Here is a 17,241-nt window from a genome sequence, read left to right on the forward strand (position 1 = left end):
ACGATGATGGTGGCCGGCAGCCCATTGTGTTGACCTAGGTCGCCGGAGGCCAGCAGGGCGCGGGCGGCGGCGAGCAGCGCGTCATGGTTGCGCTGGGCGGTGCTGCGGGTGTCGCGGTCGATGGCCTCTTGGGACGGGGTCCCGCTCACACACGGGATGGGGTCCTCAGGGTTGCACATGCCGGGGGCGGCCAGCTTGGCCCATATCGCTTCGATGGCCGCCCGCAGCTCAGGCGTGACCCAGCCGGTCAACTGCGACATCGCATCGGGGTGCTGATTACCCAGACCCAGGCCGCGGCGCCGCGCCCGGTCGGTGTCGGTGTAATCCCCGTCGGGATTCAGACAGTCGGTGAGGCGGTCGGCGAGCTTGGCCAAGTCATCGGGGCGATGCTCGCCGGCCAGCTGGGCCAGGTGGGCTTCGGCGCGTTCACGGGTCTCCACATCCACGGCATCGGGTAGCCGGTGACAAAAGCTGCGGATCACCGCCACGTGCCCGGCCCCGAGGGTCCCGGCGCGCTGCGCGGCAGCGGTGGCGGGCAGCAGCGGTTCGAGCGGTTCGCCGATCATCGCGCGGCGCGGCCCCAGATCAGCGGCCTCACCGATGCGCCGGGCGGCGTCGGCGCGGGTGATGCCCAACCGTTCGGCCAGCGCAAACCCCAGCTTGCCACCCAATTCGGCTTCGCTGGCCTGGTCGGCGAGCTGGTTGATCAACGGGTGTTCGACAGCGGGCAGCTGGCGGCGCAGCGTCTCACACCGCTGCAACATGACCAGCCGCTCGGGAGTGGTCAGCCCGTCAGAGCACAAGTCCAAGGCCCGCTTGAGGTATGCGGTCAGCCCATCGAAGACCTCATCGATCTCCTCACGACCACTAGAAAGCATGTTCGAATTCTATCGACGGGGTACGACACGGCGCGAGCACCGAAATCCCGCCTGTGGACAAGGCGCCAACTGTGGATAACAGCTGAAACCCAAGTGACACAAGTGCTGTCACTCGTCGAGCAGTAAGTCCTTCCGGAACCGCCGCATGCCGTCGACCTTCTCGGCCAGGGTGGCGTCCGGCCCGGCGTAGAACATCCACGGCATCGTGAGGATGCCGGTGATCCCGGCATCGGCGGCGCGTTGGTAATCGGCAACGGTGAACGCGTCGGTGAGCGGCGTCAGGATCGTGAAATCGTCCATCGACAAACCGTTTTCGGCTCGCAGAGCACGCAGCCGGTTAGCGGCCTCGATCGCACGATCCGTCTTGATCAGATCGCCTATCCAGCCGTCGTGCCGCGCTGCGCGCCGCAGGGCAATTTCGCTGAGCCCGCCGACATACACCGGTATCGGTGGCGGTGTCGGCTCCATCTCCAGCCGCGGTGTCCGGTAGAACCGGCCGTCGAACTCCGTCCAGCCCGGGCTCCATAACGCGGCCATCAACTCGAGCATTTCGTCGGTGCGCTTGCCCCGGTCTTCGAATTGCTGCTCCATCAACGCGAACTCGTCGGCGCACCAGCCGACGCCCACACCGAGCTCCACCCGGCCGTCGGCCAGACAGGCGGCGGTGCCGATGGCTTTGGCCGTCGCATAGGGGTTGCGCATCGCCGGGATGTAGACGGTAGTGACGAACCGCAGCCGGGTCGTCACCTGCGCGAGCGCGCCGACCAGAACCCACGGGTCAGGCCACGGGGTGAACGGCTGCCACCGCCGCTGGCCGTCCTTGGTGTACGGGTAGGGGGTACTCAGCGTTTCCAGGTTGACGATGTGATCGGGGATCCCGATACCGTCGTAGCCCAGGTCGTCGGCGGCCTTCGCGATTTCGACGATTTCGTGGGTGTTCAGATACGCGCTGCTGATGTAGAACTTCATCCGACTTCCCGCGCCCAGGCCGGCTTGATGAAGATCCCTTCCGCTTCGGCAGTGATCCCGTTGCCATCCGAGATATGCCCACGGGCAAGGGCTTTGACGGCTTCGATGCGCTCGATGGTGGCTTCGGCGCGAAGCTTGCCCAATGGAGTGCCGCGCAGGTATTTGACGGTGATGGTTCCGGTGAACAGCGGCTTGGTCAGTCCTTCGCTGGCCGCCTCGCCCAGGATGTGGTCGAGGACAAGGGCACAGATGCCGCCGTGCACCAGGCCCGGCGGCCCCTCATAGGCTGAGCCCAGCGAGAATTCGCTCCAACATCTGGCGCCGTCTGGGTCGTGGTGAATGGTCAGCGGCGGCGAGATCGGGTTGCGCATCCCGATCACCGCGTTACCCCAGGCCAGTGGGCGCCCTTCGACGGTGTAGCGCACGCCTTGCGGTTCGTCGAGTTGGCTGCTGCGCAGTGTCCGGGTCACCGCTTGAATCGCGTTTCGCGCGTCATGCACGGTGTCACCGTCGACCTGGGTGCGAAGCGTGGCGTCGATGAGGTCGCGCACCGCATCGGTCAGCGGACCATACAGCGCCGTCAGCCGCGCATGCTCCTCGGCGCTCATGACCTCGTAGGTAAAGTTCAACTGGCCTCCTAGTCGCCGAACACCTTGCGCACCACGGCTTTTGCTCGTCGAGTCACCCGCAGATAGTTATCCAGGAATTCGCCGCCGTCGCCGTTGCGCCAACCGGCGGCCACCGCGACGGCATTGAGCTGACGGCCGGGACCGGGTAACTGGTCGGTGGGCTTCCCCCGCACCAGCACCAGCGCATTGCGGGCCCGGGTCGCCGTCAGCCAGGCCTGCCGCAGCAGCTCCACGTCGTCGACGGGAATAAGTTCGGCCGCCGCGATGGCGTCCAGACTCTCGAGCGTCGAGGTGTTGTGCAGCGCCGGGATCGCGTGCGCGTGGCGAAGCTGCACGAGCTGCACGGTCCACTCGATGTCGGCAAGCCCGCCGCGGCCCAACTTGGTGTGGGTCTTGGGGTCGGCGCCGCGCGGCAATCGCTCGGCGTCGACCCGGGCCTTCATCCGCCGGATTTCGCGCACCGCATCGGCCGACATCCCGCCTTCGGGGTAGCGCGTTTTATCGGCCAGCAGCAAAAACCGCTGGCCGAGCTCCGCGTCGCCGGCCACCGCGTGCGCCCGCAGCAGCGCCTGAACCTCCCACGGCTGCGCCCACTGTTCGTAATAGGCGGCGTAGGACGCCAATGTGCGGACCAGCGGACCGTTGCGTCCCTCCGGGCGCAGGTTGGCATCGACGTCCAACGGCGGATCGACGCTGGGTGTCCCCAGCAGCGCCCGCACCTGCTCGGCGATCGACACCGACCAGCGCACCGCCTCCGAATCCTCGACACCGTCAGCCGGCTCGCAAACGAACATCACGTCGGCATCGGAGCCATAGCCCAGTTCGCGGCCGCCCAACCGGCCCATGCCGATCACCGCAAACCTGGCCGGGGCGGTGCCGTGCTCGGGAAGGTTCACCCGGATCACCGCATCCAGGGCGGCCTGCAGCACCGCCACCCACACCGATGTGAGCGCGGCGCACACATCGGTGACCTCGAGCATGCCGAGCAGGTCGGCCGAGGCCACCCGGGCCAGTTCACGTCGGCGCAGGGTGCGCGCCGCGGCGATGGCCCGGATCGGGTCGGCGTGCCGGGCCGCCGACGCGATCAACGCGCCGGCCACCGCCTCGGGCTCGGTTTCGAGCAGCTTCGGACCGGCCGGACCGTCGCCGTACTGCTGGATGACTTCCGGCGCGCGCATCAGCAGGTCCGGCACGTATGCCGAGGTGCCCAACACGTGCATGAGCCGCTTGGCCACCGCGCTGCTGTCCCGAAGCGTGGACAGATACCACCGCTGATCGACCATCGCTTCGCTGACCCGGCGGTAGGCCAACAGCCCGTTATCGGGGTCTGGAGTGTCGGAAAGCCAGTCCAGCAGTTTGGGCAGCAGGACCGCCTGGACTCGGCCGCGCCGTCCACTCTGGTTGATCAGCGCCGACAGGTGGCTCAGCGCGCTTTGCGGACCGTCGTAGCCGAGCGCGGCCAGCTGACGCTCGGCCGCCTCCGGCGTCATACCGTGGGAGAACTCCAGCGCCGCAGGGCCTATCGATTCCAGCAGCGGCTGGTAGAACAACTTGGCATGCAGCCGCGACACCCTGAGGTTCTGGCGTTTGAGCTCCTCGCGCAGCACACCGAGTGCGTCGTGCCGCCCGTCAGGCAGGATGTGGGCTGCCCGCGCCAGCCAGCGCAGCGCCTCGTCGTCGTCGAGGGCGGGCAGCAGGTGGGTGCGCTTGAGCCGCTGCAGCTGCAGCCGGTGCTCCAGCAGCCGGAGAAATTCGTAGGAGGCGGTCAGGTTCGCGGCGTCGTCGCGCCCGACGTAGCCGCCGCGGCCCAATGCGCTCAACGCATCCACGGTGGAGGCCACATGCAGTGACTCGTCGCTGCGGCCGTGCACCAGTTGCAGTAGCTGCACCGCGAACTCGACATCGCGCAGCCCTCCGCTGCCGAGTTTGATCTCTCGGCTGCGGACGTCGGCCGGTACCAGTTGCTCCACCCGCCGGCGCATCGCCTGCACTTCGTCGACGAAATCCTCGCGTTCGCAGGCGCTCCACACCATCGGCATCAACGCGCTCAGGTAGCTCTCCCCCAGCTCGGGGTCGCCAGCGGCGGGCCGGGCCTTGAGCAATGCCTGAAACTCCCACGTCTTGGCCCAGCGCTGGTAGTAGGCGACGTGTGAGTCGACGGTGCGAACCAGCTCACCGGCCCGGCCTTCGGGGCGCAGTGCGGCGTCCACCTCGAAGAACGCTTCGGATGCCAGCCGCATCATCTCGCCGGCGACCCGTTTGGTCAGCGCGTCGGCGTGCTCGGCGACGAAGATCACGTCGACGTCGCTGACGTAGTTCAGTTCCCGGGCACCGCATTTGCCCATCGCGATGACCGCCAACCGGGGCGGGTTGTCCGCACCGCAGACGGCCGATTGGGCCACGGCCAGCGCCGCGGCCAGCGCGGCATCGGCGAGATCGGCCAGGTGGGCGCCCACAGCAGTGAACGGCAGCACCGGCTCGTCTTCGACAGCCGGTGCCAAATCGAGTGCCGCCAGCACCAACAGCCGATCACGATAAAGCGTTTGCAGCCGCTCCATGACTGGGGCACTTGAGGTTTCGGTGGCGCAGTCGGTGAAGCTGCGGCGCAGCTCGTCGGCCGACGGCAACGCCACCGTGCCGTCGGAGCCGACCAGCAGCCGCCACGACTGTGGGTGGGCGATCAGGTGGTCCCCCAGCGCCAGCGAAGAGCCCAGCAGCGCCAGCAACCGGCCCCGCAGTCTTCGATCCGTCAGCAGCGCGGCGTTGAGTTCATCCCATGCCGCGTCGGGAGCCTCCGAGAGCCGGACTATCGCGTTCAGCGCGGCGTCGGCGTCCGGTGCACGCGACAACGACCACAACAAGTCCACATGTGCGTCGGTGTTCCAGCCCAGCTGCGCCAAGTTGGCGCTGGCCCGAGAATCGACCAACCCGAGCCGGCCCACGCTGGGCACTTTTGGGCGCTGCGTGGCGGGTTGGCTCACGACCACGACGGTAGCGCACCCGCCGGAGAACGCTGAGTGGCGAGGGGGACGGCTCGCCGCGAATGAACTACAGCGAAAGGTACGTCTTCAACTCGTAGGGCGTGACGTGGCTGCGGTAGTTCGCCCACTCTTGGCGCTTGTTACGCAGGAAGAAGTCAAATACGTGCTCCCCCAACGCTTCCGCGACAAGCTCAGACTGCTCCATGGCCCGCAACGCATGGTCCAGGCTGGCCGGCAACTCGCGGTAGCCCATCGCGCGGCGCTCCTCGGGTGTCAGGTCCCACACGTTGTCCTCTGCTTGCGGTCCCAACGCATAACCCTTCTCCACGCCGCGCAATCCTGCGGCCAACAGCACGGCGAACGTCAGGTACGGGTTGCAGGCCGAGTCAGGGCTGCGCACCTCGATGCGGCGCGACGAGGTCTTGTGCGGGCTGTACATCGGAATCCGCACCAGCGCCGACCGGTTGGCCGCCCCCCACGACGCGGCGGTGGGCGCCTCACCGCCGTGCACCAACCGCTTGTAGGAGTTGACCCACTGATTGGTGACGGCGCTGATCTCGCAGGCGTGTTCGAGGATTCCGGCGATGAACGATTTGGCGATGCTCGACAGCTGCAGCGGATCGTCCGGGCTGTGGAAGGCGTTGACTTCACCCTCGAACAGGCTCATGTGGGTGTGCATCGCCGAGCCGGGGAACTGCCCAAAAGGCTTGGGCATGAACGAGGCCCTCACGCCCTCCTCCAGCGCGACTTCCTTGATCAGGTAGCGGAAGGTCATGACGTTGTCGGCCATCGACAGCGCGTCGGCGAAGCGCAGGTCGATTTCCTGCTGGCCGGGGGCGCCTTCGTGGTGGGTGAATTCCACCGAGATGCCCATCGATTCCAAGGCTTCGATGGCGCGACGGCGGAAGTTGGACGCGGAGTCGTGCACAGCCTGGTCGAAGTAGCCGGCGTCGTCGGCCGGCACCGGCGGCTGCCCGTCGTCCGGTCCGGGCTTCAGCAGAAAGAACTCGATCTCGGGATGCACGTAGCAGGAGAAGCCCAGATCGTTGGCCTTGCCGAGTTGGCGTCGCAGCACATGTCGCGGGTCTGCCCACGACGGCGACCCGTCGGGCATCGTGATGTCGCAGAACATCCGCGCGGAGTGGTGGCTGCCGGAGGTGGTGGTCCACGGCAGCACCTGGAACGTCGACGGGTCGGGGTGAGCGACCGTGTCGGCTTCGGAGATCCGGGAGAAACCCTCGATCGACGAGCCGTCGAAGCCGATGCCCTCCTCGAAGGCACCCTCGAGTTCGGCCGGGGCGATCGCGACCGACTTGAGGTAACCGAGCACGTCAGTGAACCACAGCCGGACGAAACGGATATCCCGTTCCTCCAGCGTGCGAAGCACGAATTCCTTCTGTCGATCCATGATGCGAAGCGTATCGCGTCTCAGCACCGCAGGCTGCCTGGCGAGGCCCCGTCGACCAAGTAGCGCACTACTGCGGTGTCGACGCAGGGGTCGCCGTTGAACACCACGGTGTGTTGCGTGCCGTCGTAGGTGATCAGCGGGGCGCCGAGTTGGCGGGCCAAGTCGACTCCGGCCTGATACGGGGTGGCCGGGTCGTGGGTGGTGGACACGACGACGACCTTGCCTGGCCCTACCGGTGCGGCCGTATGCGGCGACGAGGTTGCCGGAACCGGCCACAGCGCGCACAGGTCGCGCGGCGCATAGCCGGTGAACTGCCCGTACGACAGGAATGGCGCGACCTGACGGATTTTGCGGTCGGCCTCCACCCACGCCGCCGAATCGGTGGGCGCGGGCGCGTCGACGCAGCGGATCGCGTTGAACGCGTCCTGGGAGTTGTCGTAGTGGCCGCTCTCGTCGCGTCCGTTGTAGTCGTCGGCGAGTTTCAACAGGTCATCGGCGTCGGCGCCACGTTGCAGGCCCAAGAGCCCGCTGGTCAGAAACTTCCAGTACTGCGGGGTGTAGAGCGCGTTGATCGTGCCGGTGATGGCATCTGCATAGCTCAGCCCCCGCGGGTCCGACGTCTTGCCGGGCCGGCCGACCAGCGGGTCGACGAGGTCGTGGTAGCGGCTCACCGATTTGGTGGGGTCGGTGCCCAGCGGGCAGCCTTGCGAGCGGGCGCAATCCGCGGCGTAATCGTTGAACACGGTTTGAAAGCCGGCCATTTGGTTGATGTTTTCCTCGACCGGCCCGACGCTGGGATCGATGGCGCCGTCAAGCACCATCGTCCGCACGTGCTCGCCGAACCGCTCGACGTAGGCGGTGCCCAACTCGGTGCCGTAGCTGAAGCCCAGATAGTTGATCTGCTCATCGCCCAGCGCTTGGCGGACCATGTCCATATCGCGAGCGGCAGCGGCGGTTCCGACGTTCTGCAAAAACGCCGCGCCCATCCGCTCGGAGCATTGTCGGGCCAACTGCTGGTAGAGCGACTCGATGTGGGCCACCCCGGCCGGGCTGTAGTCGACCATCGGTTCGCGCCGATACGCGTCGAATTCGGCATCGGTGCGGCAACGCAGCGCCGGTGTGGAGTGGCCGACACCGCGGGGATCGAACCCGACCAGGTCGAAACGCTGCGCGATCTCGCTGTCCGCCAGCCCGGCTCCCATCGCCGCGACGGTGTCGACGGCCGAGGCGCCCGGCCCGCCCGGATTGACCAACAATGACCCGATCCGCGGACCGGTGGCGGGAATCCGAATCAGCGCGAGCTGCGCCTGAGCGCCGGCTGGCTGGCTGTAGTCGACCGGGACCGGCACCGTGGTGCACCGGGCGGTGGGAATGTCGCTGGTGTCATCGAGAAATCGGCTACAACTTCCCCAGCTGAGCGCCGTCGCGGGTTGGCCGGCGTCCGCTTCCGGGGTAGCACCGGCCAGCGCACCAGCCGTCGAGGTCAGTAGTGCAAACGAAAGCAGCGCAGAGCTCAGCCGTCTCATGCGCCACATGGCTGTCCATCGTTGCATGAGTCAGAGCCCAGGTGCACGGCCTCAAGGTCACACCTTGGTCTCGTTATCTGCCGGGGAGTCTTAACATTTCGCGTCCCGGGGCGGCGTGGTCCCATTGATCAGATACGCGGTCGCGTAGTCGTCGATGCAACCGTTGCCCTGAAACACAACAGTGTGCTGGGTCCCGTCGAACGTGAGCAGCGCCCCGTGCAATTGCTTGGCGAGGTCGACACCAGCTTTGTACGGTGTCGCCGGATCGTGGGTCGTCGAGACCACCACGGTCGGCGGCAATCCGGGCGCAGAGATGGCGTGCGGTCTGCTGGTGGGTGGCACCGGCCAGAAGGCGCAAGTCCCCAGCGGCGCGTCGCCGGTGAACTTCCCGTAGCTCATGAACGGCGCGATTTCGCGTGAGCGGCGGTCTTCGTCGATGATCTTGGCCCGGTCCTTGACCGGCGGCTGGTCGACGCAGTTGATCGCGACCCTCGCGTCGCTGGCGTTGGTGTAGTGACCGTGTGAATCCCGGCGCATGTACATGTCGGCCAGCGCCAGCAGCGTGTCACCGCGACCGCCCCTCAACTCGCTCAAGCCGGTGGTCAGGTGATGCCACAGCGTCGGCGAGTACAGCGCCATGATCGTTCCCACGATCGCGTCGCTGTAGCTGAGTCCGCGTGGGTCTTTGGTGGGCGCCGGCCTGCCGATCCTCGGATTGTCCGGGTCGACCAACGGATTCACCAGGCTGTGGTAGACGTCGACGGCTTTGGCCGGATCGGTGCCCAACGGGCACGTCGAGGCCTTGGCACAGTCGGCCGCGAAGTCGTTGAACGCGTCCTGAAATCCCTTGGCCTGCCGCAGATCTGCTTCGATCGGGTCGGCGTTGGGGTCGACGGCGCCATCGAGGATCATCGCCCGCACGTTCTGCGGGTAAGCCTCGGCGTAGGCGGACCCGATCCGCGTCCCGTACGAGTAGCCGAGATAGGTCAATTTGTCGTCACCCAGCGCGTCGCGGATGGCGTCGAGATCGCGCGCAACGTTGACGGTCCCGACGTTGGCCAGGAACTTGTCGCCCATTTTGGCGATGCAGCGCCCGACGAACTCCTTGGTCTCGTCCTCGATGTGCGCCACGCCGGCCGGGCTGTAGTCGACCTGCGGCTCGGCGCGGAGCCGATCGTTGTCGGCGTCGGAGTTGCACCAGATCGCCGGGCGCGACGACGCTACCCCGCGCGGGTCGAAGCCGACCAGGTCGAAGCGCTCGCGGACGCGTGTCGGCAACGACTGCACGACGCTGACCGCGGCTTCGATACCAGACTCGCCAGGCCCACCGGGATTGATGACCAGGGAGCCGATCTTGTCGCCGGTCGCGGGAAAACGAATCATCGCCAGCGTCGTGGCATCGCCGTCGAGGTGGTTGTAGTCGACGGGCACCGCGATCTTGCCGCACTGCGCGCCGCCCGGAAGCTTCACCGCCGTCCCGCCGGTGACCCGGCACTGCCCCCACTCCAGCGCCTGACCGATTTTCGGGCCCTCCAACACCGCACGTCCACTGACGACATGTGTGCAGCCCGCCACCGTCGCCACGATCGTGGCCAGCACGGTCCAGTTCAGCAAAGTGCGCGCGATCGTGTCGCGGCGAGGCAGGCCCATGGTCACCTATGCTGCCATGCGCTCAGAACACATCACGCCGGCGTGTATCACCCGACAGCAAGCAGCAGTTCTTCCATCCCGACGGGGAAGTCGTCGGCCAACTCCCACAAATCCGGCACCAACTCCGGGCAGGCGATCAGACCGACGTCGAGCTTGCCGTTCAGTGACATCACGGTGATGTTCAGGCCGGAGCCGTGGAAGATCGGGCCCAGTGGATACATCGCCTTGATCTCGCAGCCCAGCAGATACAACGGCACCTGCGGGCCTGGAACGTTGGAGACCACCAGGTTGTGCACCGGGCGGCTGCGGGTCAAGCGCGTCCGGGCGTAAGTCCGCATGGCCAAACCGAACACCGACGGCGCCGCGAACTGCGACCAGTCTTGCAGCAACGTCGCGCTTATCGCCGAACTGTGTTGCTTGGCAACTGAATTCGCTTCGGAGATGGATTTGAGGCGTTCGGCCGGGTCGGTGATGTTGGAGTGCAGACTGGCGAACATGCCCGACACCTGGTTGCGCCCCGGGCGGTCGGACTTGCCGTGCACGGATACCGGCACCATCGCCACCAATGACGATTCCGGCAGTTCACCACGGTCAAGCAGGAATTGACGCAGCACCCCCGATACCAACGCCATCACCACGTCGTTGACCTTGACGTTGAAATGGTTTTTGACCTTCTTGATGTCCTCGAGATCCAGTTGCGCATAGGCGATGTTGCGGTTCCCGGTAACGCTGGCGTTGAACGCGGTTCGCGGCGCGGCGAACGGACGCGCCATCGCCTGCCCGCTACTCGCCCGCATCACCGTCTTCGCCACGGAGGACACCGTGGCGGGCAGCGCTTTTCGCAGATACAGCGGTCGCGACGCGAACCTCGCCAAGCCGCCCAGCGCGATCCGGACCTGGTCGCCGCTGCCTACGCCGTCCACCGCTTCGGGAGCCGGTGCGTCGGCTTCGGTGCTGCACAGTTGCGACAAGAGTGACGCGCCGGTCACCCCGTCCACGCACGCGTGGTGCACTTTGGTCATCACCGCCAGCCGGCCACCGCTTTGGGCATCGGTGCCCGCGACGCCCTCGATCACCCACATCTCCCAGAGCGGCCGGCTGCGATCCAGCGGCAGAGCCGCGATGTGGCCGCAGATCTCCGACAGCTCCATCCGCCCTCCCGGCGGTGGCAACCCGATGCGGTGCAGATGCCGGCGGACATCGAAAGTCTCGTCGTCCACCCAGACCGGATGGTCGAGGTTGAGCGGGCTGTCGGCCAGCTTCTCGCGGAACTGCGGCATCGCCTTGATCCGGAGCGCCAACTCGTCGCGGAACCGGTCGAAGCTGTAGCCGCCCGGCATTGTCGAGGTATCGACTTCCAGGATCGAACAGACATGCAATGGCTGAGAAGGGGTCTCCAGATACAGGAAACTGGCGTCGAGTCCGCTGAGCCGCTGCATTCGCAGATGGTATGTCCGGTATCGCGGGATGGAGTGGAAATCGCCGGTGCTGGTCCCGGTGTGAGGAAGTCCACTGGGCGCGGCGTGCATTTGCGACGCGATAGATGGCAGACTGGCAGGGTCAGACGAACCCGGGGACCCGGCAGGGCCACGAGGATCGACCCGACCATCACTAGGGACAACGATGTCTGAACAAACCGTGTACGGCGCGTCCGAGTCGACCACTGCGCCGCGGGCCAAGACCCGCATCCACCACTTGCAGAAGATGAAGGCCGAAGGCCACAAGTGGGCCATGCTGACCGCCTACGACTACTCCACCGCCCGCATTTTCGACGATGCCGGCATTCCCGTGCTGCTGGTCGGCGACTCCGCTGCCAACGTCGTCTACGGCTATGACACCACGGTGCCGATCAGCGTCGACGAGCTGATTCCGCTGGTCCGCGGGGTCGTGCGGGGCGCCCCGCGCGCTCTGGTGGTCGCCGATCTGCCGTTCGGCAGCTATGAGGCCGGGCCCACCGCTGCGCTGACTAGCGCCACCCGCTTCATGAAAGAAGCCGGTGCGCACGCGGTCAAGCTGGAAGGCGGCGAACGGGTCGCCGAGCAGATCGCCGCCTTGACCGCGGCCGGCATCCCGGTGATGGCGCACATCGGCTTCACCCCGCAAAGCGTCAACAGCCTCGGCGGCTTCCGGGTGCAGGGCCGCGGCGACGCTGCCGAGCAGACTATCGCCGATGCGATCGCCGTCGCCGAAGCCGGCGCGTTTTCAGTCGTGATGGAGATGGTGCCGGCCGAGTTGGCCACCCAGATCACCGGCAAGCTGACGATCCCCACCGTCGGCATCGGGGCGGGCCCCAACTGCGACGCCCAGGTGCTGGTCTGGCAGGACATGGCCGGGCTCACCAGTGGCAAGACCGCCCGCTTCGTCAAACGGTTCGGTTGCGTCGGCGCCGAACTGCACCGGGCGGCAACGCAATACGCAGAAGAGGTTGCCGGCGGCGCATTTCCCGCCGACGAGCACAGCTTCTGATCGGGCTGTTGCGTCTGCTCGCGGGTACCTACCGAGTTACCCTGGACGCCTACCCCTGAATTCCCCCGGCGGAGGCGCGACATGGCTGTCAAGGCCCCCGACACGTCGCGCTATCTGGAAGTGGAGCGCAAGTTCGACGTCGTCGAATCGACGTCGTCGCCGTCGTTTGGCGGCATCACCGCAATCGTTCGAGTCGACGGGCCGCCGGCGCAGACGCTGGACGCCGTGTATTTCGATACCCCGGAACGCGACCTGGCCACCAAAGGAATCACATTGCGCCGTCGCACCGGCGGCACGGACGCCGGATGGCATCTGAAGTTGCCGGCCGGACCCGACGCTCGCACCGAGGTTCGGGCGTCGCTGGATGCCGCAGGCAACGGGGATGGCGTGCCGGCCGACTTGGTTGACGTGGTGCTGGGGATCGTGCGGGATCGTCCACTGCGTCCGGTCGCGCGGATCAGCACCACCCGCAAAGTCCACCTGCTGCATGGCGCCGACGGGGTGCTGGCGGAATTCTGCGACGACCGGGTCACCGCGCGACTGGCTGACGAATCCGCTGGCGAACAGCGTTGGCGCGAGTGGGAACTCGAACTCGTCGGTTCCGACGCGCCGGCGGATATCGCGCTGCTGGACCGGCTGAGCAACCGACTGCTCGGCGCCGGTGCTACGCCGGCCCGACACGTATCCAAACTGGCGCGGGCCCTCAACGGGGTTGTGCCACTGCATGATTCACCGCCGCGGACCGCTAACCCGGTACACCGCGCGGTGGCCGAGCAGATCGACGAGTTGCTTGTCTGGGACCGCGCGGTGCGCGCCGACGCCCCCGACGCTGTGCATCAAATGCGGGTCACGACACGCAAAATCCGCAGCCTGCTGCGGGCCACGCCGGATTCGTTTGGGCTGACGGACAACGCGTGGATCCTCGACGAATTGCGCGAACTGGGCCGTGTGTTGGGGACGGCCCGCGACGCCGAGGTCCTGGCCGAGCGTTACCAGCAGGCCCTGGACAGTCTGCCACCGCACCTGGTGCGCGGCCGGGTCCGGGAACGTCTCGTCGACGACGCGCAACGCCAGTACCGGAAAGGCCTGGCGCGTTCGCTGATCGCACTGCGCTCGCAGCGCTACTTCAGGCTGCTCGACGCCCTCGAAGCGGTCGTCGCCGAGCCGACGGCACGCGCAGATCAGCCATCAGCACCGGTCACCATCGAAGCCGCCTACAAGCGGGTGCGCAAGGCGTCGAAGCGCGCGGCCGATGCGTCCGAGGAAGACCGCGATGACGCTCTGCACGGGGTCCGCAAGAAAACCAAGCGATTGCGCTACACCGCGACGGCGACCGGCGCAGGCAAGATATCCGAGCGCGCCAAGGCCATTCAGACCTTGCTCGGCGATCACCAGGACAGCGTCGTGAGCCGATCCCATCTACAGCAACAGGCGGCGGCCGCACATGCGGCCGGCGAGGACACCTTCACCTACGGCCTGCTCTATCAGCAGGAAGCCGAACTGGCCCAGCGCCGCCGCGAACAACTCGACAAGGCACTGCGCAAACTCGACAAGGCGGCACGCAAAACACTGCGGTGAGTCCGTCGAGCGGGGCGGACGAGTTGGCCTGTAAGCCGGATTCTGTTCCGCGCCGCCATGTCTGGCGGCGAGGCGGCGACCATCCATCTGGACACACCGTCGCCGGGTGCCTCAAGCGGCCTACCCGCAGGCTCGGGCGAGCAACCCTCGGACACCTGCGCGACCGCACCGCGGTGCGGCCTTCTTGGCCTTGCTTCGGGTGGGGTTTGCCGAGCCATCCCGGTCACCCGGGATGCTGGTGCGCTCTTACCGCACCGTTTCACCCTTACCACCGCGAGGGTGGCGGTCTATTTTCTGTGGCACTTTCCCGCGAGTCACCTCGGATTGCGGTTAGCAATCACCCTGCTCTGTGAAGTCCGGACTTTCCTCGACTCGGATGGCGAACCAACCCGAGCCGCGGCCGCCCAGCCAACTCGTCCGCGGTGATCACCGTACCTGTTGGCGAATGTCCAGGCCAGTATCGTCTAGGCGGCATGGAGATCCGACAAGCGGATGGAGACGGCGACTTCCAACTCGCTTACCTCGATCCCAGTAGGAGCTCTTGCAACCGGTGGCGCTCCGGAGCGATAGCGCGCGCCCGTCGGCGTAGTGAATTCTGCGGTGTGGGTACTCTTTTGGTCGACGCTGGTGCTTACCTGCCAACCGGCGGCTTCTTTGGCGTAGTTACATCGCTCGCATAATCCGAGACCGTTCTGCGCAGAAGTCCTTCCAGCACGGCGCGACGGAGTCGCGTGGTCACGATGGCGGATCGGTGCGTCACAATACGGCGTGCGGCAGCTTTGATCCCTGAGCCCGATGAACGCAGCCAAGCCGCGCGGAAACAGCCGCGATCGCGACTCCATCGCCACCAATGCCCCAGAGCGGGGATGGGCGTAGAGGCGGCGCAGCGTGGCCCGTGACCGAGCGGTAACGGCGCCGACGACTAGTCCGCGGGCGACTTCCGCCGGTATCGGGCCGTAGCCGCAGACATCCGCCGCGGTGTTGTCGCCGCCGAGCAGCGTTTGGTCAGAGAGCACCAGGTTGACCGCGATCGGCGTCGGTGTCGCTGCGCTTCGCCCAGTAACCCGTTCGATGAGAGTGTCGGCCATGATCTGGCCACGAGACCGGCCGTCGAACGTGGTGTCGGCCGCGCCGCGCAACGCGGCATACACGGATACGCCTTGGGCGACCGGGAGCAGCGCCGTCAAATACGTCATGGTGTCAGGCGCTGGCCGGATGGACACAGTACGTTCGTTTGCCGCTTTGGCCGCCCGTTCGACGACAGCGTGCGGGTCTAGTCGATAGGCGATCGCTTTGGCCGCCGCGGCTACCCGAGCATCACCCAAGCCCACGAGATCGGCGGGCTGGCCGCACAACTCAGCGTCCAGCGTGCGTCGGTCCTCGACGTCCAAACATGCGCTTTCCCGCACGATCAGAGTTGCGCGCCACTCCGACAACACTCCAGACTCCAGGGCCGCGAGCGTGTGCGGCATCTCGTGTACGAGCGCTTTGGCGAACCCGAGGTGCCGGCTGCCCCGAGCTGGGGAGTCGCGCCGCGCAAGTGCGATCTCGCTGGCCACGCCACGACAGCGACGTGCCGCAGGAATACCGGCCGCGGCCTCGGCGGATCGCCGCACTGCATCCAAAGCGGCCGCCGCCCGGGCCTGCCCGGCGGCCGCCGCGGACTTGACACGCTCCAACTCGGCAATGCGCTCCACCAGCGCCGATTCCTCGCTAGCCGGGTCAACCATCGCCAGCTCTTCGAACATGTGTTCGATCTTACACGACTCCGGCGACATTGCCTATCGTGAGAACGGTGACGCAGGTCAATAGATGGCTCAAGCGTGTCGACGCCGGTGACTGGGACGCCATCACCGCCGACCTCAATGACCACGGCGGTGCCCTGCTACCCCGGCTCCTCACGCGTGCCGAGGCGCAGAAGCTCCGTGCGCTCTATGACCGCGACGAGCTTTTCCGCAAAACCATCGAGATGGAGCGTCACCGCTACGGGGCCGGGCAGTACCGCTATTTTCGAGCACCGTATCCCGAGCCGATCGAGCGGCTCAAACAGGCGTTGTTTCCCCGGTTACTGCCAATCGCCCGGGACTGGTACACCAAACTTCGCCGCGACGCACCATGGCCCGACAGCCTCGACGAATGGCTGACAATGTGTCACGCGGTCGGCCAGACCAAACCGACGGCCCTGCTGCTGAAGTACGGAGCCGACGGCTGGAACGCATTGCACCGAGACCTGTACGGCGAGCTGGTTTTTCCGCTTCAGGTAGTGATCAACCTGAGCGATCCGGCCACCGAGTACACCGGCGGCGAGTTCCTGCTCGTCGAACAACGTCCACGGGCACAGTCCCGCGGCACCGCGACCCAAGTGCCGCAGGGTCATGGTTATCTGTTCACCACTCGTGACCGCCCGGTGCGATCGACTCGCGGCTGGTCGACATCACCGGTGCGCCACGGCCTTTCCGTGGTCCGGTCCGGTGAGCGCTATGCGTTGGGATTGATTTTTCACGACGCGGCCTGACTGTCCCGTCGCAGCAGGATGACGTTGTCAGTGATCGTGCCGACTTGGCCGCCGGGTCCGGCAACCTGCCGCTCCACGCTCTCGGCACGCACTGGACGCAGCCCGGTATCGGTGAGCGGCAGTGCGGCGAGCACATCGGAAACACTGGGAAATGGGAAATCCTTGTGCTGCGACCACGGCGGCGCCGATCCGTGGTCGACGATCAGAAGCACACCGCCGGGTGTCACATGGCTTGCGGCTTCTGGCAACACCTTCTCGCGTTCCAGCCGCACCGGTGAATGCAAGTACTGCGCCGACACCAGGTCGTAGCGCCCATCGGGAAAGCCATCGGAAAGATCGAGGAACCGGAAATCGATGCGGTCCAGCAGGTTCCGCTGACGCGCGTCGTCGGTTGCGCGTTGGAGTGCGATCGTCGAGACGTCGACCGCCACCACCTGCCAGCCACGCTCGGCCAACCACATCGCGTCGGCTCCCTCACCGCAGCCCAGATCGAGCGCTCGGCCGGCCGTCAGCGGCCCGGCCACCTCGGCCAGATGCGCATTGACCCGCCCGCTCCACACCCGGTCGGCTTGGCGATAGTGCTGCTCCCAGAACTCCTGCACCTCGTCGGGTTCAGTTTCCATACCCAAAGCTTGCAGGCA

13 protein-coding genes and 1 other RNA gene are annotated in these 17,241 nt (G+C 66.6%); 3 read left to right on the forward strand and 11 right to left on the reverse strand.

Going from position 1 to position 17,241, the window contains the following annotated elements; genetic code table 11:
- The 8 genes from A5707_RS11575 to A5707_RS11610 all read right to left on the reverse strand — a co-directional run.
- Nucleotides 1–878, reverse strand: an 878-nt coding sequence (locus A5707_RS11575; protein WP_156657812.1) for a 13E12 repeat family protein, incomplete at its 3' end; no start/stop codon positions are given.
- Between the two features lie 108 nt (nt 879–986).
- Nucleotides 987–1,847, reverse strand: coding sequence for a TIGR03619 family F420-dependent LLM class oxidoreductase (locus tag A5707_RS11580; RefSeq protein WP_065014617.1), 861 nt, complete (start codon nt 1,845–1,847; stop codon nt 987–989).
- A complete protein-coding gene (locus A5707_RS11585) occupies nt 1,844–2,455 on the reverse strand; it encodes a PaaI family thioesterase (protein ID WP_065014618.1) in 612 nt (203 codons plus the stop codon). The genes A5707_RS11580 and A5707_RS11585 overlap by 4 nt, the downstream gene beginning before the upstream one ends.
- Nucleotides 2,456–2,484: 29 nt before the next feature.
- Nucleotides 2,485–5,463: a bifunctional [glutamine synthetase] adenylyltransferase/[glutamine synthetase]-adenylyl-L-tyrosine phosphorylase gene (locus A5707_RS11590; protein WP_065014619.1), complete on the reverse strand. Its 2,979-nt coding sequence runs from the start codon at nt 5,461–5,463 to the stop codon at nt 2,485–2,487.
- A gap of 61 nt (nt 5,464–5,524) precedes the next feature.
- Nucleotides 5,525–6,865, reverse strand: coding sequence for a type I glutamate--ammonia ligase (gene glnA / locus A5707_RS11595; RefSeq protein ID WP_065014654.1), 1,341 nt, complete (start codon nt 6,863–6,865; stop codon nt 5,525–5,527).
- A gap of 20 nt (nt 6,866–6,885) precedes the next feature.
- Complete coding sequence (locus A5707_RS11600; protein ID WP_232000705.1) at nt 6,886–8,418, reverse strand: alpha/beta hydrolase; 1,533 nt, start codon at nt 8,416–8,418, stop codon at nt 6,886–6,888.
- A 63-nt stretch (nt 8,419–8,481) separates the two neighbouring features.
- Complete coding sequence (locus A5707_RS11605; RefSeq protein WP_156657814.1) at nt 8,482–10,047, reverse strand: alpha/beta hydrolase; 1,566 nt, start codon at nt 10,045–10,047, stop codon at nt 8,482–8,484.
- Nucleotides 10,048–10,088: 41 nt separating this feature from the next.
- Nucleotides 10,089–11,480: a WS/DGAT/MGAT family O-acyltransferase gene (locus A5707_RS11610; RefSeq protein WP_065014655.1), complete on the reverse strand. Its 1,392-nt coding sequence runs from the start codon at nt 11,478–11,480 to the stop codon at nt 10,089–10,091.
- 184 nt (nt 11,481–11,664) lie between these two features.
- Here A5707_RS11610 and panB point away from each other — a divergent pair, with 184 nt between their 5' ends.
- Both panB and A5707_RS11620 read left to right on the forward strand, forming a co-directional pair.
- Nucleotides 11,665–12,507, forward strand: coding sequence for a 3-methyl-2-oxobutanoate hydroxymethyltransferase (panB, locus tag A5707_RS11615; protein ID WP_065014622.1), 843 nt, complete (start codon nt 11,665–11,667; stop codon nt 12,505–12,507).
- 81 nt (nt 12,508–12,588) lie between these two features.
- Nucleotides 12,589–14,085, forward strand: a complete 1,497-nt coding sequence (locus tag A5707_RS11620) for a CYTH and CHAD domain-containing protein (RefSeq protein ID WP_065014623.1) — start codon at nt 12,589–12,591, stop codon at nt 14,083–14,085.
- Nucleotides 14,086–14,100: 15 nt separating this feature from the next.
- Here the strand turns inward: A5707_RS11620 and rnpB are convergent.
- Nucleotides 14,101–14,501, reverse strand: an RNA gene (gene rnpB / locus A5707_RS11625) — RNase P RNA component class A.
- A gap of 48 nt (nt 14,502–14,549) precedes the next feature.
- Entirely contained in the window at nt 14,550–15,833 is a 1,284-nt protein-coding gene (locus tag A5707_RS11630) for an HNH endonuclease (protein WP_065014656.1), read from the reverse strand.
- A gap of 47 nt (nt 15,834–15,880) precedes the next feature.
- Between A5707_RS11630 and A5707_RS11635 the strand changes: the two genes are divergently transcribed.
- The gene (locus A5707_RS11635) at nt 15,881–16,600 is read left to right on the forward strand and encodes a 2OG-Fe(II) oxygenase (protein ID WP_065014624.1); all 720 of its coding nucleotides are present in this window, start codon (nt 15,881–15,883) and stop codon (nt 16,598–16,600) included.
- On the opposite strand, the gene A5707_RS11640 is transcribed toward A5707_RS11635, so the two are convergent.
- Entirely contained in the window at nt 16,585–17,223 is a 639-nt protein-coding gene (locus A5707_RS11640; protein WP_065014625.1) for a class I SAM-dependent methyltransferase, read from the reverse strand. The two genes, A5707_RS11635 and A5707_RS11640, sit on opposite strands and share 16 nt — an antisense overlap.
- Between the last annotated feature and the right edge of the window lie 18 nt (nt 17,224–17,241).

Origin of the sequence: Mycobacterium kyorinense, from assembly GCF_001672775.1 — a bacterium.
Taxonomy (GTDB): domain Bacteria; phylum Actinomycetota; class Actinomycetes; order Mycobacteriales; family Mycobacteriaceae; genus Mycobacterium; species Mycobacterium kyorinense_A.